Source organism: Nocardioides potassii, assembly GCF_021648885.1.
GTDB classification, from domain to species: domain Bacteria; phylum Actinomycetota; class Actinomycetes; order Propionibacteriales; family Nocardioidaceae; genus Nocardioides; species Nocardioides potassii.
In genome coordinates this window covers 238,556-262,815 of sequence record NZ_JAKJHZ010000010.1, presented here as the reverse complement: position 1 = coordinate 262,815, position 24,260 = coordinate 238,556, and the positions used below count along the sequence as shown (strand labels likewise).

The 24,260-nt window shown below is 70.5% G+C and carries 25 protein-coding genes; 13 read left to right on the top strand and 12 right to left on the bottom strand.

Annotated elements, in window-relative coordinates:
- Nucleotides 1–14: 14 nt before the first annotated feature.
- Nucleotides 15–479 carry a tRNA (cytidine(34)-2'-O)-methyltransferase gene (locus L2K70_RS17385; RefSeq protein ID WP_236404392.1) on the top strand — a complete coding sequence of 155 codons (465 nt, stop codon included), beginning with the start codon at nt 15–17 and terminating at the stop codon, nt 477–479.
- A 46-nt stretch (nt 480–525) separates the two neighbouring features.
- Complete coding sequence (locus L2K70_RS17380) at nt 526–1,251, top strand: DinB family protein (RefSeq protein WP_236404389.1); 726 nt, start codon at nt 526–528, stop codon at nt 1,249–1,251.
- A 69-nt stretch (nt 1,252–1,320) separates the two neighbouring features.
- Here the strand turns inward: L2K70_RS17380 and L2K70_RS17375 are convergent, their stop codons facing one another.
- Nucleotides 1,321–2,130: a resuscitation-promoting factor gene (locus L2K70_RS17375; RefSeq protein WP_236404386.1), complete on the bottom strand. Its 810-nt coding sequence runs from the start codon at nt 2,128–2,130 to the stop codon at nt 1,321–1,323.
- Between the two features lie 234 nt (nt 2,131–2,364).
- Nucleotides 2,365–3,393, bottom strand: coding sequence for an aldo/keto reductase (locus L2K70_RS17370; protein WP_236404381.1), 1,029 nt, complete (start codon nt 3,391–3,393; stop codon nt 2,365–2,367).
- A 155-nt stretch (nt 3,394–3,548) separates the two neighbouring features.
- Here L2K70_RS17370 and L2K70_RS17365 point away from each other — a divergent pair, with 155 nt between their 5' ends.
- Nucleotides 3,549–3,770 (top strand): hypothetical protein, encoded by a 222-nt coding sequence (locus L2K70_RS17365; RefSeq protein ID WP_236404378.1) that lies wholly within the window; start codon nt 3,549–3,551, stop codon nt 3,768–3,770.
- 138 nt (nt 3,771–3,908) lie between these two features.
- Nucleotides 3,909–4,748 (top strand): SCO6745 family protein, encoded by an 840-nt coding sequence (locus tag L2K70_RS17360; RefSeq protein ID WP_236404375.1) that lies wholly within the window; start codon nt 3,909–3,911, stop codon nt 4,746–4,748.
- Nucleotides 4,749–4,769: 21 nt separating this feature from the next.
- On the opposite strand, the gene L2K70_RS17355 is transcribed toward L2K70_RS17360, so the two are convergent.
- Nucleotides 4,770–6,416, bottom strand: a complete 1,647-nt coding sequence (locus L2K70_RS17355) for a DEAD/DEAH box helicase (protein ID WP_236404373.1) — start codon at nt 6,414–6,416, stop codon at nt 4,770–4,772.
- A 422-nt stretch (nt 6,417–6,838) separates the two neighbouring features.
- Here L2K70_RS17355 and L2K70_RS17350 point away from each other — a divergent pair, with 422 nt between their 5' ends.
- The gene (locus L2K70_RS17350; protein WP_236404371.1) at nt 6,839–7,339 is read left to right on the top strand and encodes a hypothetical protein; all 501 of its coding nucleotides are present in this window, start codon (nt 6,839–6,841) and stop codon (nt 7,337–7,339) included.
- A 3-nt stretch (nt 7,340–7,342) separates the two neighbouring features.
- Nucleotides 7,343–7,909 (top strand): hypothetical protein, encoded by a 567-nt coding sequence (locus L2K70_RS17345; protein WP_236404370.1) that lies wholly within the window; start codon nt 7,343–7,345, stop codon nt 7,907–7,909.
- Nucleotides 7,910–8,183: 274 nt separating this feature from the next.
- Here the strand turns inward: L2K70_RS17345 and L2K70_RS17340 are convergent, their stop codons facing one another.
- Together L2K70_RS17340 and L2K70_RS17335 are read right to left on the bottom strand one after the other, a co-directional pair.
- A complete protein-coding gene (locus tag L2K70_RS17340; protein WP_236404368.1) occupies nt 8,184–8,966 on the bottom strand; it encodes an alpha/beta fold hydrolase in 783 nt (260 codons plus the stop codon).
- Nucleotides 8,967–9,601: 635 nt separating this feature from the next.
- The gene (locus L2K70_RS17335; RefSeq protein ID WP_236404365.1) at nt 9,602–10,123 is read right to left on the bottom strand and encodes a sigma factor; all 522 of its coding nucleotides are present in this window, start codon (nt 10,121–10,123) and stop codon (nt 9,602–9,604) included.
- Nucleotides 10,124–10,215: 92 nt separating this feature from the next.
- Between L2K70_RS17335 and L2K70_RS17330 the strand changes: the two genes are divergently transcribed.
- The 3 genes from L2K70_RS17330 to L2K70_RS17320 all read left to right on the top strand — a co-directional run bounded on the left by L2K70_RS17330 (nt 10,216) and on the right by L2K70_RS17320 (nt 11,687).
- Nucleotides 10,216–10,704, top strand: coding sequence for a MarR family winged helix-turn-helix transcriptional regulator (locus L2K70_RS17330; RefSeq protein WP_236404361.1), 489 nt, complete (start codon nt 10,216–10,218; stop codon nt 10,702–10,704).
- 241 nt (nt 10,705–10,945) lie between these two features.
- A complete protein-coding gene (locus tag L2K70_RS17325; protein WP_236404358.1) occupies nt 10,946–11,143 on the top strand; it encodes a hypothetical protein in 198 nt (65 codons plus the stop codon).
- Nucleotides 11,144–11,342: 199 nt separating this feature from the next.
- Nucleotides 11,343–11,687, top strand: coding sequence for a hypothetical protein (locus L2K70_RS17320; protein ID WP_236404356.1), 345 nt, complete (start codon nt 11,343–11,345; stop codon nt 11,685–11,687).
- A gap of 137 nt (nt 11,688–11,824) precedes the next feature.
- Here L2K70_RS17320 and L2K70_RS17315 read toward each other — a convergent pair whose 3' ends face one another.
- On the bottom strand, nt 11,825–12,508 hold the full coding sequence (locus tag L2K70_RS17315) for a hypothetical protein (protein ID WP_236404354.1): 684 nt from the start codon (nt 12,506–12,508) through the stop codon (nt 11,825–11,827).
- Between the two features lie 648 nt (nt 12,509–13,156).
- On the opposite strand from L2K70_RS17315, the gene L2K70_RS17310 reads away from it, so the two are divergent.
- From L2K70_RS17310 to L2K70_RS17295, 4 genes are all read left to right on the top strand, one after another.
- A complete protein-coding gene (locus L2K70_RS17310) occupies nt 13,157–13,888 on the top strand; it encodes a hypothetical protein (RefSeq protein ID WP_236404351.1) in 732 nt (243 codons plus the stop codon).
- Nucleotides 13,889–13,920: 32 nt separating this feature from the next.
- Complete coding sequence (locus tag L2K70_RS21785) at nt 13,921–16,029, top strand: sensor histidine kinase (protein ID WP_236404348.1); 2,109 nt, start codon at nt 13,921–13,923, stop codon at nt 16,027–16,029.
- Nucleotides 16,026–16,670 carry a response regulator gene (locus tag L2K70_RS17300; RefSeq protein ID WP_236404345.1) on the top strand — a complete coding sequence of 215 codons (645 nt, stop codon included), beginning with the start codon at nt 16,026–16,028 and terminating at the stop codon, nt 16,668–16,670. Before L2K70_RS21785 ends, L2K70_RS17300 begins: the two co-directional genes overlap by 4 nt.
- Before the next feature lie 123 nt (nt 16,671–16,793).
- Nucleotides 16,794–16,964, top strand: coding sequence for a hypothetical protein (locus L2K70_RS17295; RefSeq protein ID WP_236404343.1), 171 nt, complete (start codon nt 16,794–16,796; stop codon nt 16,962–16,964).
- A gap of 97 nt (nt 16,965–17,061) precedes the next feature.
- On the opposite strand, the gene L2K70_RS17290 is transcribed toward L2K70_RS17295, so the two are convergent.
- The 6 genes from L2K70_RS17290 to L2K70_RS17260 form a co-directional block, all read right to left on the bottom strand.
- Nucleotides 17,062–17,976 (bottom strand): alpha/beta hydrolase, encoded by a 915-nt coding sequence (locus tag L2K70_RS17290; RefSeq protein WP_236404334.1) that lies wholly within the window; start codon nt 17,974–17,976, stop codon nt 17,062–17,064.
- 31 nt (nt 17,977–18,007) lie between these two features.
- A complete protein-coding gene (locus tag L2K70_RS17285; RefSeq protein ID WP_236404331.1) occupies nt 18,008–18,658 on the bottom strand; it encodes a response regulator in 651 nt (216 codons plus the stop codon).
- Nucleotides 18,655–20,685, bottom strand: a complete 2,031-nt coding sequence (locus L2K70_RS21780) for a sensor histidine kinase (protein ID WP_236404329.1) — start codon at nt 20,683–20,685, stop codon at nt 18,655–18,657. The genes L2K70_RS17285 and L2K70_RS21780 overlap by 4 nt, the downstream gene beginning before the upstream one ends.
- A gap of 36 nt (nt 20,686–20,721) precedes the next feature.
- Nucleotides 20,722–21,513 carry a hypothetical protein gene (locus tag L2K70_RS17275; RefSeq protein WP_236404327.1) on the bottom strand — a complete coding sequence of 264 codons (792 nt, stop codon included), beginning with the start codon at nt 21,511–21,513 and terminating at the stop codon, nt 20,722–20,724.
- Between the two features lie 174 nt (nt 21,514–21,687).
- Nucleotides 21,688–23,706 carry a calcium-binding protein gene (locus tag L2K70_RS21435; RefSeq protein ID WP_303645871.1) on the bottom strand — a complete coding sequence of 673 codons (2,019 nt, stop codon included), beginning with the start codon at nt 23,704–23,706 and terminating at the stop codon, nt 21,688–21,690.
- Nucleotides 23,706–24,236, bottom strand: a complete 531-nt coding sequence (locus tag L2K70_RS17260) for a hypothetical protein (protein ID WP_236404326.1) — start codon at nt 24,234–24,236, stop codon at nt 23,706–23,708. Before L2K70_RS17260 ends, L2K70_RS21435 begins: the two co-directional genes overlap by 1 nt.
- Nucleotides 24,237–24,260 lie beyond the last annotated feature (24 nt).

Sequence of the window (24,260 nt, the reverse complement as noted above, 5' to 3'; positions counted from 1 at the left end):
CTAGGTTGGCGCGCGTGTTCCACGTGATGTTCCTCGAGCCGCGGATCCCGCCCAACACCGGCAACGCCATCCGGATGGTCGCGGCGACCGGTGCGACCCTGCACCTCGTCGAGCCGCTCGGCTTCGACCTGTCGGAGCCCAAGCTGAAGCGGGCCGGGCTGGACTACCACGACCTCGCGTCCGTGGTGGTCCACCCGGACCTCGACACCGCGCTGGGGACCCTGCCCGACGCGCGGGTGTTCGCCTTCACCGCGCACGCCACGCGGTGGCACACCGACGTGGCGTTCGAGGCCGGCGACGTGCTGCTGTTCGGGCCGGAGCCGACCGGCCTGCCGGACGCGGCGCTCGGCCACTCACGGGTGTCCGACCGGCTGCGGATCCCGATGGTGCCCGGCCGCCGCTCGCTCAACCTCTCCAACTCCGCCGCAGTCGTGGCCTACGAGGCCTGGCGCCAGCACGGATTCCCCGGCGCTCGCTGAAGGATTGTGACGCCGGATCGTCCGCAACCGCGGTCACGATGGGGCCATGACGACCTACTCAGGAACGAACGAGTTCGAGGGCGCGACCTTCGTCCAGGCCGGCTTCAAGGGCGCAACGCTGCGGTTCTCGGACCTGACCGACGTGACGATGCGCGGCGTCGACGTCGGCGGGCTCGACATCGACAGCCACGACCTGTTCTTCGGCAGCCTCATCGTGAACGGCGTCGACGTGGTGCCCTACGTCGACGCCGAGCTCAACCGCCGGTTCCCCGGCCGCGAGCTGCAGAAGGCCGAGAGCCCCGAGGGACTGCGCGAGGGCTGGGACGCCGTACGCGCGGCGTGGCGGGAGACCGTGGACGGGACACCGCGCGAGCTCTGGGACGCCCACGTCGACGACGAGTGGTCGCTCGTCCAGACGCTCCGGCACCTCGTCCTCGCCACGGATGCATGGCTCGGCCGCGGCATCAACCGGGTCGACCAGCCCTGGCACCCGATCGGCCAGGTGTTCACCGGCGCCGCGGACATGGGCTTCGACATGTCGGTCCTGCGCGAGCCGACCTCCCCCGACGAGGTCCTCGAGGTGCGCGCCGAGCGCCAGCAGCAGGTCACCGACTTCCTCGCCCGGGCCACTCCCGTCGTGCTCGCCGAGGAGCGCGACAGCCCGTGGGGCGGCAGCTGGGGGCCCACCGTCGGCGACTGCGTCCGCGTCATCCTCGAGGAGGAGTGGGCACACCTGCGCTACGTGCGTCGCGACCTGGCGCTGCTGACATGACCGCCGGGGAACGAGAGGCACCGCGGTCGGCCCGACCGGCGTTCATCTCGTTCCCCGTACGGCGTCAGGTCAGAGCAGGCGGCCGCAGTTCGGCCAGGGCGAGCGACCGCGCTGCTTGTAGAGCAGCTTGGCGCGGTAGGTCTGCTCGGCCGCCGAGGCCGACGTCGGGAGGCCGGAGCCGCCGACGCTGCGCCACGTGCCGGTGTCGAACTGGTAGAGCCCGTAGTAGCCGGCCGGGTTGACGGCATTCGGGTTGCCGCCGGACTCGCAGTTGGCGAGCGCGCCCCAGTTGAGGCCCTCGGTGCCCGGGACGGACCAGGCCGCACGTCCGACCAGCACCCGGCGTGGCCGCGGCTCGCGGACGAGCTTCTTCCTCACGACGTTCCACCTCACCGGCTCGCCGTTGTGCAGCGTCTGGATGGCGACGGTCTTGCGGATGCCGGCGCGGCCGGTGCTGACGACCTTCCGGACGCCCGGCTTCAGCTCGGTCGTGAACTTCTCGACGGTGCCCTTGCGCACCTTCGCGCGCTTGACCTTGCGCTCCTTGGTCACGTCGGTCAGCTTCACGACGTCGCCCTGACGCAGGCGCTTGCGGTCGCCCGAGACGCGGTCGCCGTCGCGGATGACCGCGACGATGTCGTTGGCGTCCACCGGGACGCCGTACGCCTCGAGCACCGCGCCCGGCCACTCGAGCGGGGCGGTCTCGACCTGGACAGGGGCCGCGTCCGCCACCTGCAGGCGTACGCCGACCGCGTCCCGCGCCGACGCGGGGGCGACGGAGCTGCCGGGGACGAGCGTCATCGCGAGCGCCGCGGCGGCGACGCCTGCGGCGACGGATCGCGGGCGGGTGAACAGGGACGGTGTGGGGGTGGCACGCACGTGCTTGGACCTCGCGGGGGATCGGGGACGCGCCGGTCGGCGCTCGGGCGTGGCGCCGTGTCTGGGCGCCGGGCCGCGGTGCGCATCACCTCGCGAAGGGAGGCGCCTCGGTCACGAGAGCGCTGCCAGCGGCTGATCCACCAGAACATGCCTCGTCCGACATGTCGAATCACGACCGGCTGCGGGGGCAGCTGTCAGCGGGTGTTCGTGAGCAGGGTCACACCCGCTGGAGGGTCACCCGCCGGCGAGCTCCCGGCTGCGCTGGTCGAGGCCGAGCTCGCCGTACGGGTAGTCGGTGGCTGCGAGGTCGCTCGCCGCGTCGAGCCTCGCCTGCTCCTCCTCGCTGAGCACGAGGCCCGCGGCCTTCAGGTTGGCGGCCAGCTGTTCGGTGGTGCGGGCACCGAGGATGGTGGACGTGACGGCGGGACGGTTGGTGACCCAGGCGAGCGCGACCTCGGCCATCGAGACCCCGCGGTCGCGGGCCACCCCGTCGACGGCGTCGATGATGCGCCAGGTGCGCTCGCTCCCGCGACGGTCGTAGGCCTCCATGCCCCGGCCGGGGTCCTCCCCGAGCCGGGTGTCGCCGGTGGGGCGCTGGTCGCGCGTGTACTTGCCCGACAGCCAGCCACCGCCGAGCGGGCTCCACGGCAGGAGTCCCATCCCGGCGTCGAGAGCGGCGGGGACGACCTCCCACTCGATCTCGCGGACGATGAGGCTGTACTGCGGCTGCAGCGTCACCGGCTCGCGCAGCCCCAGCGCGCGGGCGGTCAGCACGGCCTTGGTCAGCTGCCAGCCGGTGAAGTTCGACAGGCCGTAGTAGTGGATCTTGCCGGACTGCACGAACCCGTCGAGGGTGCGCAGCGTCTCCTCCATCGGCGTGTGCGGGTCGAAGGCGTGCACCTGGTAGAGGTCGATCGCGTCCACACCCAGGCGCCCGAGCGATGCGTCGAGCGCACGGGTGAGGTGACGCGTCGACAGCCCGTTGCCGTTGGGCCCGTCCTCGACGGCGAACCGGCCCTTCGTCGCCAGGACCACGGGCTCCGTGACGTCGCGCGGCCGGTCGGCCAGCCAGCGACCGATGATCTCCTCGGAGACGCCGGCGGAGTAGACGTCGGCCGTGTCGACCAGCGTGCCGCCGGCCTCCACGAACATGTCGAGCTGCGCGTGCGAGCCCGCCTCGTCGGTCTCCGCGCCGAACGTCATCGTGCCGAGGCACAGCTCGGAGACCGCACAGCCGCTCTTGCCCATCACCCGGTATCTCATCCCGTCAATGTAGCCACGGGCACGCGCTCGCGGCTCGCCCGAGAAGGGGGTGGACGAACTTTGGACAAATTCGTGGCGAGGTGCATCCGATGTGACCCGGACCACGGAGAAAGGGACATCGGGTGCGTCCGCACCTACCGACGAAGGGAACAGATATGAAGCGCATGCTCGTCGCCACCTCGATCGCCGTCCTCGCCCTCATCGGCGTACCCGCAGCGGCCTCGGCCGCTCCCGCCGACGCGGCCTGCTTCGGCGGCATCCACAAGGCGATCAACACCCAGGGCGCCCTCGGCCTCGACAACGTCGGCCAGCTGGTCAAGGAGGTCGGCGGCCAGGCGAAGAACGACGCCGCGCGCGGGCTCTGCGCCGCGGGCTGACGCCGCCCCCGTACGACGGAGGGCGTCCGCTGAAGCCCCCAGCCCGGGCGCCCTCCGTCCCCGGTGTCGTATCGCCGTCGCGTCGTTCGTAGTAGGTGTGGAGGCCGCAGGTGGCGGCCGAGCACCGAGGAGACGACGATGACCCACCCCCAGCCCGTGGCCCGGCAGATGTTCGACCTGATCGAGCCAATCGGGCTCGTGAACTTCTTCGCCGACGAGCCCGACGAGGCCATGGCGAACCTCGGCTTCACGAGCTACTGGGACGGCTACTTCGCCGGTCGCGCCGCTCCCCTGGGCCGGGTACCGGCCGAGGTGGTCGACGCGGCGTTCTACAACTTCGGCCCGGGCGAGGTGGCGTGCCACATCCCCTCCGTGTGGGACACCACCACACCGGAGACCGCGCACGCGGCCAGGCAGCAGGGCTGCGTGGCTGCGCTCGTGCGGATCCTCGGCGACCTCGTGGGCACGCGCGACCTCGACCGCGCAGCCGACCTGCTCACCGAGGCAGCCGTGGGCGCACCGGTCGAGGGACGCGTGATGTACGCCGCCCTCCGCGCGCTGCCCGTCCCCGACGAGCCGGTCGCCAGGCTCTGGCACGCCGCCAACCTGCTCCGCGAGCACCGGGGGGACGGCCACATCACCGCGCTGGTGGCCGAAGAGATCGATCGCACGGAGTGCCACGTCCTCCTCGCGCTCGACCAGGGCATCCACCCCGCCGAGTCGTTCGGCCGGGTCCACCACCTGCCGAAGCCCTACCTGGCCTCGGTGATGGACCGCCTGCGCGAGCGCGGCCTCGTCGACGCCAGCGGGTGCTTCACCGACGCCGGCCGGGCGACCAAGGACCGGATCGAGGCGATGACCGACCGCCTCGCCGAGGCGCCGTACGCCGCTCTCGCCGGTGACGCGCTCGAGGAGCTGATGAGCGCGCTCGCCCCCATCAGTGCGCGGGTGAAGGACGGCCTCGACCTCCCCGCCTGACCCCTCGACGCTGCCGTGGGCTCAGGCGACCCCGTCCGTCAGCGCGGCGCCCGGCAGCCAGTCTGCCCCCAGCAGCGAGGCGACGTCAGCGAGGCCGGCGGTGTCACCGCCCACGGTGTCGGAGGCGGCGGCGATCCGCTCCACCATCACCTTGCCGACCTGCTCCTCAACGGTGCGCTCGGCATAGGCGATGTGCCACGGCGAGACCTGGTGGTCTCGGTGGGTGCGCCCGGTGACCTGTCGGCCCGCGATGCCGGAGAACCGCGCCTGGTGGAAGACGCCCACCCGCGGCTCCGTGCTCGCTTGACGTCCGTCAGCCAGGGTCTCGCCGGCGTGCAGGCTGATGGAGGCGACGGTGGTGAAGACGCACACCTTCGCCTCCCCGGTCTGGAACCGCAGCCGCTCGGCCTCCGGGTCGAACCGGTCGCGTCCGTAGATCGTGGCGACGTCGATGCCCGAGTCGCGCAGCCGGTCGGCGATCGGGTCGGCCGCCGTCACGACGAACTCGACCGAGCACGCCACCTGCCGCTCCGCCTCGACCTGCTGGCTGATCCAGGCGACCGTCGAGTCGACCCGGATGAGCCCCGCCTTCTGCCGGAACCGCAGCAGCGCCGCCCTGCCCTTCGCGACGTCGCGTCCGCGCCGGGCGAGGTCCATCTCACGGCAGAACTCGCCCCACTCCGCCTCGTACGCCGTCCGCTCCGCGGGCGAGAGCGCCACTGGCATCCCGGAGATCGGCACCGGTCCCCACGGCGCCGCGCGGTGCAGCATCGCCGGCGGTCGTTCCTCGTCGAGCCAGCCGCGGACGAGCTTGAGGTCGGCCGCACGCCGGGCGGGATCGGTCGTCCACGACGCGCCGTAGCGGCCCCGCTCGACGCCGACGCCGTGCCGCTCGAGGGCATCGGCGAAGAGCTCGCCGGGCTTCGTCGCCGAGGCCCACTCCTTCATCGGCTCGCCGAGGACCTGCGCGTAGGCAGGGGCGAGGTAGGGCAGCTCGAGCGGCGTGTGCCCGGGCGTCGCTGTGGTCGCGATGACGAACGGCGCGCGGTCGTGGGGCTTGCCGTGCCCGGAGATCCGCGCCCAGAGCTTCCACCGCTTGGTCGTCGTACGCCGCAAGGCGTGGGCCTCGTCGGCGATGATCACGTCCCAGTCGTGGTCCACGACCTTGTCGAGCCGGTCCCACGTGATCACGACCCACTCGAGGCCACCGTCGCCCAGCGCCGTGATCGTCCGGCACCAGTGGCCGATCGTGATCGCGGCAGGCCGGTCGGCGATGACCAGTACCCGCTTCGCGCCGCGCAGGTCGCCCACCGCCGTCGCACCGAGCACCGCCGAGATCGTCTTGCCGACCCCCGGCTCGTCAGCGAGCAGGAACAGCCGTCCCCCCGCCTCGGCCCGCGCCGCGATCGCGTCCGCCGCCTCGAACTGGATCCGCCGCGGCTCGAGCTCCTCCGTCGGCTCCGGGGCCGGCGTGCGGTTGTCCGGGTTGAGCGTGTTCTCGAGGAACCGGCCGAGCGTGTGCGGGCCAGGCGAGTAGGGCTCGAGGTGCTTGGGCAGTGCGCGCCCCACGTGGAGGTGCATCTTCACGGCCGGGTGCCAGGACGCCCCCTCCGCCTGGGTGCCGTACGGGACGTCGAGCACCCACAGCCGCTCCCCCGGCCCGGCCACCGGGAGCGATCGTGGCTGCTTCGACCCGCCCCGACGCCGCGCCGTGGCGCTTCCCCGTCGCGAGCTGGATCGTCGCGAGGTGGCCACCTCCCGACGCTATCTGCGCGTGGAGCCCGTACGTCGTCGGCTCGCCAGGGGTGGTGCGGGCCGGAGGGCATATGCGGCGGAAAGACGCACTCATCGCGGCAGTGCGAACGTTGCAATTCAGCCTTCCGCGGGCGGGAGAAACAGCCACAGTTGCTCGACGGTCTGGGCAACGGCCGTTGTTACTCGGAACCGCCGCGCCTTGGACGCCTCGTATCAAAGCGATCTCGTGCATCTCCTTGAAGTCAGTCGAGGACGCGAGCCCCGCCTACTGAGCCGCAGACATCCGCTCGCACGAGCACAGGCATGGAGTGATTCACATGTGGTGGAAAGCCCTGGTGGCCGTCTCGACGCTGTTGCTCGCGGCTGCGGTTTCCCTCAGAACCGGGCTTCTCGGTCTGATGAATCCAGACCTGATCATCTCGACCGGGTGGTACGGACCTGACGCAGATCGCCTCACCAGCCTCGTGCTGGCCGGAGCGCTGGCCGCGCTGATGATCAGCCTCACCTACGACCAGCTACGGCGGCGGCGCCGTAAGAACGGGGGGCGCCTCCCAGGCGAGGGTCCCACCGACTCCGGCATCGTGGTCGGGGCGGTCGCAGCTCTGCTCGGGCTCGTGACTGCCGTGACCGGCGCAGTCGCGATCGTCTTTCCGGACACTCCGTACGACGCAGCGGCTCCGGCCTGCCGCGGCGCCTACCTGCAGGGTTCGAACTTCTACGCCCAGACCCTCCCGGGAGGGGTCAGCGCACGCAGCGGCCCCGGCCGAGGCTTCACCCAGGTCGACCGCTTCGAAGGCGACTGCACCCTCGGATTCGAGGGGTACTGCATCGGTTAGTCAGTGCAGAACAACCTGACTCAACTCGGCGACTCCCGATGGCTGATCTTGAACGGCGGCAAGGCGCTTGTCTCCTCCGCTGTCATGCAGGTGCAGTCGCAGCTCACGGGCAAGGACGCGAAAGGTCCGGACAAGACTTGCAAGGAGCTGGGGGGCTTCCCGGAGCCGAGCGATCTTGAGTTCACTGCCACCATCAAGAAGGGCCGCGTCAATGAGGTCCGGCTGTCCGCGAACGCCACCGGCGCACCCTTGGTCGGCTACGCGCAGAAGATCACAAACCCCATCGACAGCGCCTATCCCTACTCGCCCATCGGTTCTCCCAAAAGCAACAGCCCTGACTTCACTGGGACATGGCTCGCCGGGTCCGACGTCGGCCTGTTGAGGGACGGCACCGGCACGATGCAGCTCGTGGCGTCGGCATGCCTGTCCGCTGCGTTCCCGACTGGTGCGCCGGCGGTCTACCAGGCAAGGTTCCGCAACGGCACCCTGGTTGCCCTCAAAGCCTTGGCAGCACTGCCATCCGACGCTGACGTGCTGGCAAACACCGCTTGCTACGGAAACCCGAGCTGATCTGGCGCCCCCCATCGCTTCATCGCCGTCGTGGCTCTCAAACACGCCGAACAAACTCCCAGGTCTCACGGCTGCTCGCCGTCAGGTGCCGCCGCCGACACGATCAGTTCGCTTGCATACGGCGCAAGAGGCGACCTCAAGACGCATTCATATCGCAGATCCAGAAGTTGCGAGCATCCCCGACAGGCGGCGTTAAGACGCAGATCGACCCGTTCCGAATGACGATCCGTCTAGGGCGACAAGCGCCCTCGTAGGCCGGGCTGCGCGACCGACCTCAACTGGTGCTGTCAAGGATCAGTCGGGTCGCCTCATGCGGTGCGTCCCATTGTGGAAAGTGGCCACACCGCTCGAACCAGTGCAGCACCGCGTCCGGAAACAGTTCCGTCGCACGTGCGGCCTGCCTCGGCACGGTCACCAGGTCACGACGACCCCAACCGATCGTGACCCGGCCGGGCACGGTGCCGGCCGGCGCACCCTGCTGCTTGGGCCCCTTGGTCAGGGCGTCCAGGGCCGCGCCAGTCGACGGGGACTCAGCCAGCCCGCGCACATCCGGCAGCACGGTCTCGCGCGAGAGTGCCCAGGGCCGCGCTGACAACTGCGCCAACAGCAGCGTCCTTCCCACGGGGTTGCCCAGCAGTGCTGGCAGCGTGCCTCGCAGCGCCCGGACCAGAGCGATCGATGGCCGAAGCGTGGCGCCGAAGACGGCGAGCTCGCGGTCGCTCCAGAAACCACCCGGGTCCAACGCCACGGTGTCGCCGCCGACGCCTCGCCGTGCGAGCTCAAGCACCATTCGGCCACCCATCGACTGGCCGACCGTCGACACCCCGTCCAGACCCTGTTCGCGGATGAATTCTGCGACGGAGTCGGTCAGGGTGGCGATCGAGACCTCGCCGGTCAAAGGAGGCGACTCGCCGAATCCCGGCAGGTCGACGGCGATGACCTCACGGCTCTCGGCCAGCTCGTCGATGATCGGGGACCAGGATCGCCATCCAGCGCCCAGACCGTGCACGAGCAACAACGGCCTGCCGCTTCCGCGGCGCGCATGGTTCAACGTCATTTCTTGAACGCTAGCCCACGCGGAAATCTGTGCATCGCCACCGCAAGCCGATCCGCAACGAAACCGACTCATCCACACTCCACCGCTGCTAGATCGGGACGTTTGAATGCGACCGACGCTGAGCGCCCTGACTTGCCGGTCCATGCAGACCGGGCTGCGTCGGCTGTTTGACCCGCGCCGACAAGCGGCGATGTTTCACCGGGCGGATAGGACTACTCGGAATCGGCAGCCCTCCGCCCGAGCCGACGGCGTGGGAACGTTCTCGACCGTGACACAGCCGTGGTGGGCTTCGACGATGCCTTTGACGATCGCCAGGCCGAATCCGGCGCATGCGGTGTGGACGTCCCGGAACTCCGGGTCTTCAGGTGTGCGGGCCGAGGTGCCGCGGTAGCCGACCTCGAAGACGCGTTCGTTCTGATCGTCTCCATCCCCGACGGCAAGGACGGGAACGTCCTCACCTCACGGAGGTCGCCTTCATCCACCGCGTCCCCATCAACGCCCTGCGCTGGTAGCGCCACTGCGGCGGCCCGGCGGCGGCGTGCGACTCGTAGATGGTCGATCTCCACGTCTGCCGCTTCGCGCTCTTGGAACCGGCCCGTCGCCGTCCTCGGTCCCGCCCGGGGTACCACGCGGTCTCATCGCCGAGGACCGATCGCTACCAGCATCCCCAGCGCCTCGTTGATCAGCGTCGTGGCCGGTTCGTCGGAGTCGAGCTCCTCCTCGATTCGCCGGTGGTCGAGCCCGCCGAACCAAGCCAACTGAAGGGCGTTGGCCTGAACGCGGTTGAGGCCGGCTGCCAGCAGGAATGAACGGCCGACGGAGGTCGCCGGCGCAGGGTGACCCACGGGCGGCCATGAGAGGCGGAGCGCGCTCACCGCGATCCGGCGGGCGATGACGAGCGTCCAAGCCGTGGCGCCCAACTGGGCCGGGTCGTAGGTCGGCGCGCGGTGCCACGCCTCGATAAACGCTTCGCAGGTGATGCGCTGCGAGGCGGCTTCGTCCCGGACCAGCCACGTAACCAAGCCGAAGACGCGCGAAGCTAGGCGATCGTATAGCTCGGCGAACGCCTCGATGTCACCGCCGCCGGACCTGACAAGTAGCTGCTCCAGCGGTTCTGCGCCACCGGCTTCAAGTTCCGGCGTCGCTCGTGTGGCCACAGGTGCCCTCCCAGACTTCCTAGTGCGGCGTCATGCCTTGTGCACTAAACCCTCGTGCACAAGGTACCGACGAATGGGGCAGAGTGTGGCGCATGGGGACAATCAAGGCGCCGCCGCTGGACGAGCAGCTGTGTTTCGACCTCTACGCCGCATCGCGCGCTGTGATCGCGGCATACCGCCCGGGCCTTGCTCAGCTCGGAATCACCTACCCGCAGTACCTCGTGCTGATCGTCCTGTGGGAACACGAGAGCTGCACCGTCCGTGACCTCGCTGCGCAACTTCGCCTGGACCACGGAACACTGACCCCGCTGCTCAAGCGGATGGAGGCGGGAGGACTCGTCGAACGCCGCCGCGACAATGCGGACGAGCGCTTCGTCGTGGTGTCGCTGGCCGACAAAGGTGATTCCCTGCGTCGGCACGCCGAGGCGATTCACTGCGACATGGTCGAGCGGCTAGGCCTCGCAACAGGAGAGTTCGAGGAGCTGCAGGCAACTCTGCGGACCCTCACAGCTCGAGTTTCGCCCACGCGCTCTGAGTCGGGCGCGGGACTGATGCGGAGCGCGGCAGATCCGGACGACTAGGTAGCGCTCGTAGGCCCCTTAGGCGCACTGGTTGTCGGAGGGACGCCCGCGTGCCGGTTGCTCTTGCGAGGCGGCCGAGCCTCGTCCTCAGGGGTGGCGTGAGGCGGAGCTATCGTTCATACGCTTGATCCCGGCCTGGACCTCGCCGATAAATGGGTGTCGCACGCGGACTTTGAGTGCGAACTCCGTAACCCAGTCCACGCAATGAACGAGTGAGGCCATGTCCGATCAGAGTCCCTACATGCTGCCCCCCGGCCCCGAACGCCGTGCATTGATGCATCGCCTGGGCATCAAGCCCTGCCTGTTGGACTACACGGACTACGAGTGGACGATCATCGTCGCGAACGCCGATGCGACGGACACGGCCGCTGCGCCGGCGGAATCGCCACCCGCTGACCCGCCAAGCCGCACGGAAACTCAGAGGCTTACCTCCGGTTGACAGTTCCCACTCAACGGAGCTCCGGGGGGTCTGCTGCAGTAGGTTCACCGCCACCGGTGCAGCAACACGCTTACTCGGTCATCACTTGCGGAGCCACAGGTACTCGCGGCGGAAGGACGCATCCTCGGCCGCGGCTCGATCGTTCCCCCAGCCCCGACATCGGCTGCAGATTGAGCCATTCGATGTCACGATGAACGGCATGGGACTACTGCTGCGCCCCGGCGATCGATTCGACATGAAGGGTCGCACGATCACTGTCACGCAGATGCAAGCCGATGTCGGGCAACGGGTGAGGGATGAGCTCATCGATGTCGCTCGGCGTGGACAGACCATCACCTACGGCGAGCTGAAAGCGTCGGCTCAGCTGAGTCATCCGCCGAACGGCATGGGCCGCCTCCTGGACGTAATCTCCGAGGATTGCCGCCTCAGAGGCGAGCCGTCTCTGGCTCCACTCGTTGTGAATGCAGAGACGCTGGAAGTAGGCGCCGACTACGAGGGAGCGCCGAACGAGGATCGCCAACGTTTGTACGACCACTGGTCCTAGGCGTCAGGTGTGCGCCCCAAGCATCCGGAGAGTGACGCACTCAGCGCGGCACGCCGGATGTCTAACGGGTGCAATTCGACCGTGACTAGATGCGTCGAAGCGCGCTGAGACCGTCAACTGCCACCTCGCCGGACCTTCTAGTTACGCACAACCACTTTGAGCACGCGGGCGCCATTTCTGTAGACGCGGATGGGGTGCTTGCCGGTCCCGGGCCGGAATGTCAAGCGCAGCACGTCGCGTTCGCCGGCGTACTGGACGATCCTTTTGGAACGACCGTCATAGGTGATCTTCCAGGTGAGGCGCCTGCCCTGCACGTACCCGGTGGGCGTCGGCGCAGACCTGAAAATGAGTTTGGCGCCACCTGCCGTAGCGCGCTTGGCGACAGTTCCCGTCACGTCAGCGACGGGTACTGGTAGGACCTCGAAGGTCAGCGGCGGGAATGCGGTGTCGACGTCGCCCGGCCAGGTCGTGATGAAGCCGGTCAGTGTGTAAGTCCCTGGCTGATCTAGGGACGAGCACAGGAGTATGTCCTCTGCGAGTGTGCCTCGCGACCAGTTGCTGCCGAGCCGAGAGGCAATGTCTGCGAGGGTCCCATCGGGAGCGAGCACTCGAATGGAGATGCCCCATTCCTCAGTCATCGGTCCGGAGTCGAAGGCGAGAGTGTATCGGTGGTAGAAGCACCCAGACTCCTTCAACTGCGCATTAGTGGTCGCGAAGGTCCCAGACGGCGGGTATGGCTCGTCGGCGTTCGCCGACGCCGCAGAGAGGCAGAGGGTTAGGAGCACCATCGCCAGCGCAGCGGCGAACCGGGTGGGGGTCATACGTAGGAACGCAGGCACAACAGCAACCTCAGGAACCTCGAGTAGCGGAGCAAGTGACGCTACCCGCTCGACAGGCTGATAGGCGGCGGTATGACGCGAGTCCGCCGGTGTTAAGGACGCCAAGCAGCGTGTTCAGATTCGTACTCGCCCGGCCAGGGTCGAAGCCGCCGCGGCCATTCGAAGAACCTGACGGCACTCGTCTGGTCGCGCGAGTAGGCAGGAGAAGTAGTTGACATGTCTCGGTAGGCGATTACCTGCGCATGTTTCGCTTCCGAACACCTGAGCCAAGACGTCTGCCGCACCGATGGCTGTGACATCCCGGGTAACGCCCAGCGGCAGCAAGTACTTAAACTCGGCGACCGCCTCTTGTTCATCAGCTCGCATAATTATCCGGGTCGACGGCGACACCGCCGGCACCGCGACCGCGGTCGCGGTGTTGTCGAGGTCAAGGGATCCAACCGCTGGCAGTACCTGCCCCGACGCGATGCCGGCGTTCCCGCTGCCGCGCACGGATGATTCCGAGAACCCGCCCACCGTTTGCGATGTCCCAGCGAGGTCAGGACACCGCTACCGAGTGCCTAGGACACGCGTCGCGGAAATGTCTTCCTTGCCGGCGGATGAACCGCCGCACAGACCAAGGAGACAGCAATGAACAGCACCACCGCCGGCATCGCGCCGGTCAGCACCACCCCCGCCGACGCCACAGTGGCGCCGTCCACGAAGACCGCGGTGCGCCCCTTCGGCGCCGCCTTCGCCGCCACGGCGCTGGTGCTCGGAGCTGCCGGCAACACTGCTCAGGCGGTCATGACGCAGCTGCTGGGCGGACGGCCCGAGACGATCGACGACATGGTGGCCCTCGCCTCCGACAGCCCCACCCTCGTGACGGCCATGTCCGTGACCGGCACGGTCGCCCTGCCGTTCATGGCCCTCGGCTTCGTCGCCGCAGCGCACCTGCTCACCAGGCGGGCGCGCCGTGCCGGAGGCATCGCCGGGACGCTCCTCGTCCTGGGCATGTGGGGCTTCCTCGGCCTCCAGCTCACCGGACTCGTGCAGATCCGGGCGCTCCTCGACGGTGAGGCCGGGCTGGCCGCCGCGACGTGGATGCAGAGCCAGCAGCAGGACCCCTTGCTCGGCGTGCTCTTCGCCCTGCCCTTCATGGCTGGGACCGTGATCGGCATGCTCGTGCTGACGATCGGGTTGCTGGTCAGGGGAGCCGGAGTGCCTCGGTGGATCCCGGGGGCGTGGCTCGTGTTCATCGTGCTCGACTTCACGATCGGCGCCGTCGGTCCGGTCGACCCGCACTGGCTGTACTTCATCGGTGCGGTCGGGCTGGCCCACCACGTCCTCCAGGACGGTGCGCGGGCGTGGAAGAACGCCTGACACCTCCCGATCCGGCCCCCTACGGTGAGCAGGTGGCTGCGGATCGCGACGGGAGCCGGGTTGCCGCGACGGCGGCCCGGCTCTTGGCCGTCCTCGCCGTCGCCTTGGCAGCTCTCGCGGTGGCGCTCCCTGTGGTGAGCGGCCTCGGCTACCTCGAGCAGCTGATCCGCACCCCCGAAGTGGTCGTTGCGACGTCGTTCTCGATCACCGGCGCGCTGCTGGTGGCGCACCCGCCGGCCCGCCGCATGGGTTGGCTGCTGCTCGCGGTCGGTGCGGCGTCGGCCGTCTACATCTCCGCGTTGTCCTGGACGGCGTACGCGCTGGGCGGCGACGACTCCGCCGTACTGCCGTCGGGCGCCGGCTTCGCCGCAGCCACCGCCTGGGTGGCCAGCTGGGCGTGGCTGCCGTCCTGGCTCGTTGTCTCGACAGTCCTCCCGCAGGTCGTGCCCCACGGCCGTCCCCTCCCTGCGCGCGGCTGGCGATGGTCGCTGGTCTGCGCGGCCGTCCTGGGCCTCGTCGGCGTGGTCACGATCGCGCTCACACCAGGACCCTTCGACTTCTTCCCGGGCATCGACAACCCGCTCGGGGTCGAGGCAGTGGGTCCGGTCGCGGAGGTGGTGCAACCGGCGGTCCAGCTCGGTATGGCCGCACCGCTGGTCATCGCCATCGCCTCGGTCGTTGTCCGCGTGCGCCGAGCCGACGGCGTCGAGCGGCGACAGGTCGGCTGGGTGGGGTACGCCGTGGCGCTCACGGTCCTGGCGATCGTCGTGGTGCCGTCGGGGTGGGCCAACCTCGTGGTCCTGCTCGTCCCGGCCGGGATCGCCGTGGCGGCTCTGCGCTACCGGCTCTACGACCTCGACCTCTTGGTGAACCGCACGATTGTCGCGGTGCTGCTCGTCGCCGGTGCCGCGTTGCTGTACGTCGCGCTGATCGGCTGGGTCGGTGCCCTCGTCGGCACGTCCGAGGGCGCCGTGCCCTTTGTCGCCGCGTTCGCCATTGCCACCGCCTTCCACCCCGCCCGGGTCCGTCTGCAACGCCTGGTGGACCGCCTGCTGTACGGACTGCGCGGCGACCCGTACGCCCTGATCCAGGCGGTGGACCAGTCGCTCCGAGAGGCCGCTACGCCGCGGGAGGCACTGGCTGCCGGCGTTGAGACAGTCCGCTCGGGCCTCAGGCTCCGCGGGGTCAGCGTCCTGGTCCGCATGCCAGATGGCTCCGAGGTGGAGGAACGGGCCGGCGAGGCCGCGACTGCCGCCACCGTGCCCCTTGAGCTGCACGGACGGCAAGTGGGCGAGCTGCGAGTCGTCCGGGCGCCCGGACGTGACGCGCCCACCGTCGACGGGCCCGCGCCGCCGACCGGGGCGGACGCGCGCGCTCTGCAGGCGGTGGCCGGACCGCTCTCGGCGGCGGCCTACGCCGTCCGTCTGTCAGGTGCGCTCGAGGAGTCGCGCACCCAGCTGGTCCAGGCGCGCGAGGACGAGCGCCGGCGCTTGCGCCGCGACCTGCACGACGGGCTCGGGCCGCTGCTGGCCGGGGTGGTCATGGCGCTGGACGTCGTGCGGTCAGCGCTGGCTCGAGGTGACGGCGACCGGGCGGCTGAGCTGTCCGGGGCCGCCGCGGAGCAGGCGCGCTCGGCCGTGACGGACGTGCGACGACTGGTCGCCGACCTGCGACCGCCCGCTCTCGACGACCTCGGCCTGGTCGGGGCACTGAAGGGGTTGGTGTCCACGCTCACCGCCGGCGGCCCCGAGATCGACGTCCACGCGACCGGGCGGCTCGACGAGCTGCCCGCTGCGGTGGAGGTCGCGGCCTACCGGATCGCGGCGGAGGCAGTGAACAACGCCGTTCGCCACTCAGACGCGTCCCGGGTCGACCTGTCGCTCGCGGCAGGGGACGCCGGGCTGAAGGTGCACGTGCGCGACGACGGGGGCGGACTGCCCGCCGAGCTGACACCGGGAGTAGGGCTCGCCTCCATGCGCGAGCGGGCCGCCGAGCTCGGCGGGTGGTGCAACGTCGAGACCACGACCGATGGGACCGGCGTACGAGCCTGGCTGCCGTACGACGCCCCCCACGCTCCGGCCGCTGGCCCGGACGACGTGCCTTCCCTGACCAGTACCACCGAGGAAGTGAGGCAGTCATGATCAAGGACCTGCGAGTCGTGCTGGTCGACGACCACCCGATGTTTCGACAGGGGCTGCGGACTCTGCTGGAGGACCTCGGTGTCACCGTCCTCGCCGAAGCGGGGGACGGGGAGTCCGGCGTCGCAGCCGTCGTCGAGCACCGACCCGACGTCGTCTTCATGGACCTCCAGATGCCCGGCGTGTCAGGTGTGGAGGCAACGAAGCGGCTGACTGACCTGCAGCCAGACGTGAAGGTGCTCGTCCTGACGATGGTCGAGGACGACCAAGCCGTCTTCGCCGCCATCCAGGCGGGCGCACTGGGATATCTACTCAAGGGCGCCGGCCAGGAGGAGATCTCGCGGGCCCTCGCATCCGTGGCGGCCGGCCAGGCTGTGTACGGCGCCGAGATCGCCCGCCGCCTCCGGGGCTTCTTCGCCGGCGGCGGGGGCTCGTCCGCGCAGCCCTTCCCGTCGCTGTCGGAGCGGGAGCGCGAGGTGCTGGCGCTCATCGCCGAGGGCACGTCCAACACCGACATCGCCCGACGCCTGTTCCTGTCGGACAAAACGGTCCGCAACTACGTGTCGAGCATCTTCGCCAAGATCGACGTCGCCGGTCGTCCGGAGGCGATCGTCAAGGCGCGCGAGGCGGGGCTCGGGCGCTGACGCTGTCGCCCTCGGCGTCCCGCCCGACAGGTGACCGGTGTCCCTGTCCCTCGGGACCTCGGGACCCCGAGGCTCGGAGTCGTTCCGCGAACGGTCGCGGACACCACGACAGGAGCACCTCGAATGAAGCACGTCCGTACCATCAACCGCACCATCAACCGCACGAGCAGGAGCTCCGGCCGGATCCGTCCACACGTCCTGCGTCGCGACGGCGTCCTCGAGGCGCCGAGCGACGTCCCGCGCCGCAGTCGCCACGACATGGCACTCGCAGCGGGGTGGAGGCCCCTCGCGTGAGCGGGTTTCGTCCGCCGAGCACCGGTCGCCCGGGTTCCCTGTCCGGGGAGCCCGGGCGACGACCATTTCTCCTCTGGTCGCGGAGCGACCGGCGCTCTCAGCCGAACGGCCCCAGCGCCGTCGCCAGCCGCCCGGCGAAGTCCTTCGGGAAGCGGTGAGCGAGTCCTTCGACGACGTCCGCAGTGAATCCAGCGAGGCGTCGGCCCGCGGCGACGACGTCGTCGCGGAGATCGTCGTCGGACCCGACGACGAGGAGCGCGGGGTCGAGGGCCGCCTGGTGCGATGGCGCAAGGTCACCACGCACGGCAGGCGCCACGGCGACCACGCCGGCGACGGCACACGGCATCCCGGACAGCGCCCATTGGACTGCCACCCGACCGCCCGCGGAGAAACCGCCAGCGACGACGGGCAGGTCGCGCGCCTCCGCCGGCAACGTCTCCAGAGCGTCGGCAATCTCCGCGCCCGCTCGCTCCTGGTCGGGCCAGGACCGGTAGCAGGGTGAGGTCCGTTGCGACGACCGTACGGCGAGCACGACGAAGCCGAGGTCCGTCGCCGGACCCCACGCGGCGAGCGCGTCGTCCGCGTCCTCCTCGGCCCCGTGCAACGCGACGACCAACCCGCGCGCTCGTCCGGACGGCAGCGCGAGACGGTCGCCCGTGCGGTCCGGTTCGGCGTTGGCCCGTGCCCAGCGCTCCCGCGACGACTCGACCAGCGCGACGAACTCCGGCAGCCCCGTCAGGGCTGACAGGTCGTCGTCCTCGACAAGGATCTCCGGGTCCCACCACCCGCCCGCGGCGTGCGCCCCGTCGAGCGTCGCCAGCGCCGCGTCAGGCTCGCCCAGCGAGCCGTGGAGACACGCCCTGAGGTGCGCCAGCTCCGAGCGCCACGGCAGCAGCTCGGGGCCCGCCCCGTCGAGCAGGTTCAGTGCCTCCCGCTGCTGCCCGGCCTCGTACAGCGCGAACACCGAGTCGCTGAGTGCGGCGTACGCCTGGTGCGGGGCGTGGTCGTCCATGAGGTCGGACGCTATCGGACGGGGTCGGGCCTCAACCGGGCTCCTGACCCAGCCCCGCCCGCCTGGCCCGGGCGATCGCCTCGGCCCGGTCGGTGACGTCGAGCTTGCCGAGGAGCATGGAGACGTTGTTGCGCACGGTCTTCTCGGACAGGAAGAGCTCGCGGGCGATCCGGCGGTTGTCGAAGCCGCGGGCGACGAGGTCGAGGACCTCGCGCTCGCGATCGCTCAGCTGGGGGAACATCTCGCGGCCGGGCTGGGCCGCCAAGCCGCTGAAGTAGCCACCGAGCCGGGCTGCGACCGCTGGGCTGAAGACGGCCCCTCCGGCAGCGACCGTCGCCACGGAATGGAGCAGGTCCGTGCGCCCGGCCCCTTTGACTACGTAGCCGCGAGCGCCCGCTCGCATCGCCGCGACCACGGCGTCGTCGTCGTCCGACATCGTGATCACCAGGATCCCCGTCTCGGGTGCCGCCGCCAGGATGTCGCGGGTGGCGTCGATGCCGGAGCCGTCGGGGAGGTTGAGGTCCATGAGGACGACGTCGGGACGCAGGGCGGCCGCCTTCTCCACGGCCTCCCGGCAGTCGTGAGCCTCCCCGACCACCTCGACGTCGGGGGCGCCTGTGAGCGCAGCCCGGACGCCGTCGAGGAAGAGCGGGTGGTCGTCGACGAGCAGGACGGTGGTCATGTGAGGTCTCCTACGGAGTGCGGCAGCAATGCATGGACGGTGGTGCCCGAGTCGGAGGTGAGCAGCTCGAGGGTGCCGCCGACCTCCTCCGCGCGCTGCCGCATCGAGGCCAGACCGAGGCCCGACCCGGCAGTGGCGTCAGCACCAGCTCTCAGGCCGACGCCGTCGTCGCTGACGTGCAGCTCGACGTGACGGCCGTCGCGGACGCGCAACGACAGGCGACGCGCGCCGGAGTGCCGGACGGCGTTGGCTAGCGCCTCAGCGGCGATGCGGTGCAGGGCGACCTCGACGGCCGGCGCAGCAGCGACGTGCTCGGCGATGTCGACCTCGACCTCGAGACCAGGAGCCCGGACGCGGTCGGCGAGTGCGGACAGGGCGCGGGCGAGCCCCAGCTCGTCGAGGGCGGCGGGCCGGAGCCCGTCGGTGATCGCGCGCACCTCGGCCACGGCCTGGGCGACACCGTCGCCCGCTGAGCCGAGCAGGCCGTCGACGTCCGGTTGGTCGGACAGGTACTGCGCGGTCTCGACCTGTAGACGGAGGCCGGCCAGGGTCGCCCCGAGCCCGTCGTGGAGGTCGCGCCTGAGCTGGAGGCGTTCGTCCTCCCGCGCGGCGACCAGGGCTTCGCGGCTGCGTTGGAGCTGCCGGTGCAGCTGGACCGCAGCGACGGCAGGCGCCACCTGGTCGGCGAGCCCGCGCACCACCAGTTCGTCTCGGGGGTGCAGCCCCTGCTCGCCGGCGCGGGGCCACACGTCGAGCTCGGCCACGACGTCACCGCGGTGCCGCAGCTCGAACTCGGCGGGCGGCTCGTCACCGACCGCGCCCGCGGTGGCAACCGGCCGGTCGCTGCTGTCACCAGCCAGCCACACCCGGGCCGCAGGCAGCCGCAGCGTCTCCACGACGGTGTCGCAGAGGACCTGCGGCACCAGGGCGACGTCGAGGCCGGCCTCGGTGAGGCGGCCTGCAAGAGCGCTCGTGACCGCGAACGGATCGGCTCGGTCGCCGTAGAACATGCGGTCCACCCCGGCGGTCAGCCGCTTCGCGAGCGGCTGCATGATGGCGCCCGTGAGGCCCGCGGCAACAGCTGCACTCAGCGCGGACTCGTGTCGGGGTAGCGCCTGGAGCAGGGCGAACAGGGTGAGGTAGGCCCCCGCGAGGCACGTACCGAGACTGACGGCGACGAGCGACCGGCGTACGGCGACGTCCATCTCGTAGAGCCCGTGCCGGGTGATGGCGACGCCGATTGCGATGGGGACCATCGCTGCGGCGACGGCCTGGGCGAGGATGTCGACCGGGGACGGCAGCGACCCCTGCGTGACGGTGACCGCGATGAGCAGCGCCGCAGCGGCCAGAAAGACGATCACCTGGCGTCGCGCCAGACCCCGGGTCCGGACGAGTCGCACGACCAGCGAGGCCACGCCGGCGAGACCCGCCGGCAGGAGCAGCGCCGCGCCGGCGTACGTGAGTCCCTGCGCAATGCCGAGGTGGCTCACCGGCTTCGGCAGCCGGATGCGGCCCTCGAAGGTCTCCGGGTAGAGGCCCAGGCCCAGGGTCAGCAGCGCGATGCCGATGACGGCCGCGCCGGCAGCGAGGCGCCACAGCCTCCCGGGCAGCAGGCCGTCGGGGTAGAACAACGGGACGAGGGTGAGCAGGGACAGGAACCCCGGCACCCACACGCTGCTGAGCAGCAGCACGGCGACGTCGGTCGCCGTCGACGGTTCGGTGGCGACCTGCGCGACCACTGTGGAGAGCGTGGCCACGCCGGAGCAACCCCCGGCCACCATGAGGATCCATGCGAGGGCGCGCGCGCCGCGGCGCAGCGCCGAGGAACTCAGCACGACCAGGGCCGTCATCGGGTAGGCGATGGCCACGACCGCATCGACCGGGACCTGCCCGTCCACCGCCAGGTCCCACGTGCCGTGCCAAGCGGCGAGGACGAGGGCGAGGACTCCACCGCCGATCCCGGGAACCGCGGCCAGCGCCGCGCCCGCGGTCACGGGGCGTGACCGGGGTGGCGACGCTGGCTGCACGTGGCGGATTGTAGGTGTGATCGACACTGCTCGACGTCAGTTCCGGGGAGTCTGGCGACGTACGACGACCGAAGCCGCCGCAGTCAGGACGCCGACCACCAGGAAGGACAGGGACCAGGCGGTGCTCTCGCCCAGAGCGAGACCGGCGGAGCCGAGCCAGACCATCGCGACGACGAAGCCCGTGGCCAGCACCCGTGCTGCCGGGAGCAGGCCGGCGAGCAGGGCGTACGCCGCGAGGACGACCGCAATCCACGCCATGTCGAAGTAGTGCGGGTTCTCGGAGTGGAAGCCGGTGGTCGCCGCGTTCTGAAGGCCGATCTGGTCCACGGCGTACGGCAGGAGCACCGCGCTGGCCGCGAGCGCGACCGGCATCAGCAACGGGTCGACCTGGACCCCGACGCGCAGCTGCGGACGCAGCGGGAGGGCGACCCAGACGAACGATCCGGTGATCCCGATGAGACCCACGAGGGCAGGTGCGCCCCCTCCGGGGGCAGCAACGGCGCAGCCCGCACCGGCAGCGACGAGGACGAGGTGCGCCCAGCCCGCCGCAGTGCCGGGCCGCCGTCCCTGCCATCCCGCGCGGAGCAGGGCCAGGAGGGGCAGCAACCAGAGGGCAAAGAGGATCTCGCCCTGCCCGGTGAGCTGGTGGAACCGGTGGTCGGTGTCGATGCCCATCACGAGCATGCGGGTGATGTTGAGGGTGAAGACGACCGGGACGCCGCAGGCCAGGACGCCGGCGACGACCAGGAGGGAGCGCCGGCCGCGACCGGGCCTGTCGGAGAGGTCAGGAAGGTGGACGGGGGACGGGGTGTTGGTGTGTGTGGTCATGACTGAAACTCTGTTTCTCCCGGTGTCCCAGGGGCATCGGTCAGATGTCCCGGCGCTGTCCCGAGCCGACCCTGTCGGGCTGCACGCCGCTGTCGACGCACCTGCGCCCGCCGACCGGGTGGTCGACGGGCGCAAGCGCTCAGCTCACTCGTGCTGCGAGCAGGGAGGAACGCGTCACGGGCTCGGCTGGAGGGGCGTGGTCGACAGTGACCACGACCAGTCGGCCCGCCCGTCAGGGGCGTTCATCGGCACGTAGCTGGCACTGCCCGCAGCCGTGAGGCCGGGCTCGACCAGGAGCTGGTCGTCGACCTGCGCGGCGTTGGTGTTCATCGGGTTGTAGTGGACGGTCTCGGGCTGGCGTCCGGGACAGGAGACCGTGACGGGCACGGTCGTCCCCGCCACGCGGTAGACCTCGTGCGCGTACGTCCCCTCCCACAGCGTGAGGCCCGCACGTCCCGGGATCGTCGCTGCGCCGGTGTAGGAACAGCCTTGTGCGTCAGTACCGCCGACGCTCCAGGCGATGCCGGCATCACCGGACCAGTAGAAGTCTGCAGCGACCGTCTCCAGGGTGTATGACGTCGACCAGGTCTCCTTGACCCCACCGAAGCTCAGCGTGCCGGAGGCTTGCCCGAACCACCGCTCGCGGGGGTTTCCCCTGCAGTTGCGCTTGACCTCGACGTCGTCACCGCACGTGTCCGGGTCGTCGGGGCTGAGCCCGTCGGTTCCGAGCGGGCCGCCGTTGCACGTGTCGTGCCCGGCGCCACCCACGCAGGTGTCCTTGCCCTCGCCGCCGAACAGCTGGTCGTCGCCCTCACCCCCGAGCAGGCCGTCGTCGTCGCCGCTGCCGGCGAGGACGTCGTTGCCGGCGCCGCCGTCGATGCTGTCGTTGCCCGCGCCGCCGTCCACGTCGGTGTCGTCACCGCCGTTGAGCGTGATGGTGTCGTTGCCCTCGGCCCCCTCGACGTGGTCGGCGAACGGGCTCCCCTCGAGCGTGTCGTTCCCCGGGCCGCCGACCATCAAGGACCCGGCACCGGTGACCAGGACCTTGTCGTCGCCCTCATCGCCGAAGATGCCGACGCCCTCGGCGATGGAGCGCACGACGTCGTTGCCGCCCCCGGCGTCGATGATTCCTGCAAATGCTGGCCCGTAGTCGACGGTGTCGTCACCGGGGCCGGCCTCGATCCTGTGCTTCTCGCCGCCGTTGACGACAATGCGGTCGCCGCCATCTCCGCCGTTGACCTCGTCGGTGCCCTCTCCCGCGTGGATGGTGTCCGCGCCGGCGTCGCCGTCGATGGTGTCGTTGTGCCTGCTCCCGGTGATGGTGTCGTCGTCCTCACCACCGGCCATGAGCATGCCTGGAGCCCGGGCGACCATCACGTCGGCGCCGCCCTCGCCGTAGAGAGCGGATCCGATGGTGGCCGAGCTCATCGTGTCCACACCTGGCCCACCCCTGGCGAAACCGTCGTAGCCGGTGCCGAAGTCGATCCTGTCGTCGCCCTCGCCGCCGTCGACGAAGTCCGTGCCCGCGTTCATGAAGATGATGTCGTTGCCCGAACCGCCGAGGACCGGCTGCTCCGGACTCCCATCGCCGTCGTTGGACCCGCGGATCGTGTCGATGCCCGGACCGCCGGTGACCAGCTCGCTGGGCTTGAGCAGGACGATTCGGTCGTTGCCCCACATTCCGTCAATCATGGCGCCGGGCTTCTCGGCACGGATCTTGTCGTCGCCCTCTTCCCCGAGCAGCCCGACGTCCTTGGCCTTGGCGAGAAGGATGTCGTTGCCGGTGCCGCCGGCGAGACTGGCGCCCGCGGACTCCGCCGTCATCGTGTCGATGCCGCCGTCACCCCAGGCTTGGTCCTCCTGTCCGCCGCCGGTCCGGATGGTGTCGTCGCCGCCACCACCGCTGACCCCGTCGGACCCGGGTCCTGCGTCGATCGTGTCCTTGCCGGCACCGCCACAGATGACGTCCTCGCCACCACCGCCCTTGATCGTGTCCTTGCCATCGGCGCCCCAGATGACGTCGGGGCCGTCGCTTCCGATGAGGACGTCGCCGGCGGGAGTGCCGACGAGGGTCGGGCGCTCGCCCAGGCAGCGCAGCGCGGCCGCCTCGGCCGGCAGGGTGCTGAGGGGCAGCGCAGTCAGGACGCCCGCAGCCAGGGCGGCGGCGACGCGCGCGAACGCGCCCGCGCCCATCAGGCGGGTCCCAGCTGGAGGGTCCACGCGCCCGGGCGCGTGACGACGGTAAAGTAGACGTCGCCGGCGGTCCCGTCGAGCTGCTCGCCCATGCCCTTGTCCTCGCGGGTGACGGAGTACGACGACGGCAGGGCCGTCTCGAGCGCGTCGAGCACCTCGGCGCCGGACGCGTCGGTGGCCCAGTCGACCACCTGGACGCCGCTCCCGGTGGCGGCCGTCTGGCACAGCGTCCCGTCGACGGCCTCCGCCGGGAAGTCGGCCGGCAGCAGGGTGGCCGCGGCGAGGTCGGGCTCGCCGAAGGCGACGGGGAAGGCCTCGAGGCACTCGGCCGGGACCCCGGACTCGAGCTGGGCCTCCGAGATGTCGCCGGAGTCGGTGGAGCCGGGCTCGGCGGAGGCCTCGGCGACGGGCTCGCTCCCGCTCGTCTCCGCTGCCTCCGAGTCCGAGCAGGAGGTGAGAAGGGTGCAGGAGAAGGTGGCGGTGCCGAGCAGCAGGGCGGCACGCATCTGGAAGGACGGACGACGGTTCACGGTGGTTCCTCTGAGTCTGGATGG

Bases quoted from the DNA above. Each gene is read 5' to 3' on its own strand.
- L2K70_RS17380 (WP_236404389.1), top strand. From the start codon at position 526: ATGACGACCTACTCAGGAACGAACGAGTTCGAGGGCGCGACCTTCGTC.
- L2K70_RS17370 (WP_236404381.1), bottom strand. From the start codon at position 3,393: ATGAGATACCGGGTGATGGGCAAGAGCGGCTGTGCGGTCTCCGAGCTG.
- L2K70_RS17365 (WP_236404378.1), top strand. From the start codon at position 3,549: ATGAAGCGCATGCTCGTCGCCACCTCGATCGCCGTCCTCGCCCTCATC.
- L2K70_RS17360 (WP_236404375.1), top strand. From the start codon at position 3,909: ATGACCCACCCCCAGCCCGTGGCCCGGCAGATGTTCGACCTGATCGAG.
- L2K70_RS17340 (WP_236404368.1), bottom strand. From the start codon at position 8,966: ATGACGTTGAACCATGCGCGCCGCGGAAGCGGCAGGCCGTTGTTGCTC.
- L2K70_RS17330 (WP_236404361.1), top strand. From the start codon at position 10,216: ATGGGGACAATCAAGGCGCCGCCGCTGGACGAGCAGCTGTGTTTCGAC.
- L2K70_RS17325 (WP_236404358.1), top strand. From the start codon at position 10,946: ATGCTGCCCCCCGGCCCCGAACGCCGTGCATTGATGCATCGCCTGGGC.
- L2K70_RS17320 (WP_236404356.1), top strand. From the start codon at position 11,343: ATGGGACTACTGCTGCGCCCCGGCGATCGATTCGACATGAAGGGTCGC.
- L2K70_RS17315 (WP_236404354.1), bottom strand. From the start codon at position 12,508: ATGACCCCCACCCGGTTCGCCGCTGCGCTGGCGATGGTGCTCCTAACC.
- L2K70_RS17310 (WP_236404351.1), top strand. From the start codon at position 13,157: ATGAACAGCACCACCGCCGGCATCGCGCCGGTCAGCACCACCCCCGCC.
- L2K70_RS17300 (WP_236404345.1), top strand. From the start codon at position 16,026: ATGATCAAGGACCTGCGAGTCGTGCTGGTCGACGACCACCCGATGTTT.
- L2K70_RS17295 (WP_236404343.1), top strand. From the start codon at position 16,794: ATGAAGCACGTCCGTACCATCAACCGCACCATCAACCGCACGAGCAGG.
- L2K70_RS17290 (WP_236404334.1), bottom strand. From the start codon at position 17,976: ATGGACGACCACGCCCCGCACCAGGCGTACGCCGCACTCAGCGACTCG.
- L2K70_RS17285 (WP_236404331.1), bottom strand. From the start codon at position 18,658: ATGACCACCGTCCTGCTCGTCGACGACCACCCGCTCTTCCTCGACGGC.
- L2K70_RS17275 (WP_236404327.1), bottom strand. From the start codon at position 21,513: ATGACCACACACACCAACACCCCGTCCCCCGTCCACCTTCCTGACCTC.
- L2K70_RS21435 (WP_303645871.1), bottom strand. From the start codon at position 23,706: ATGGGCGCGGGCGCGTTCGCGCGCGTCGCCGCCGCCCTGGCTGCGGGC.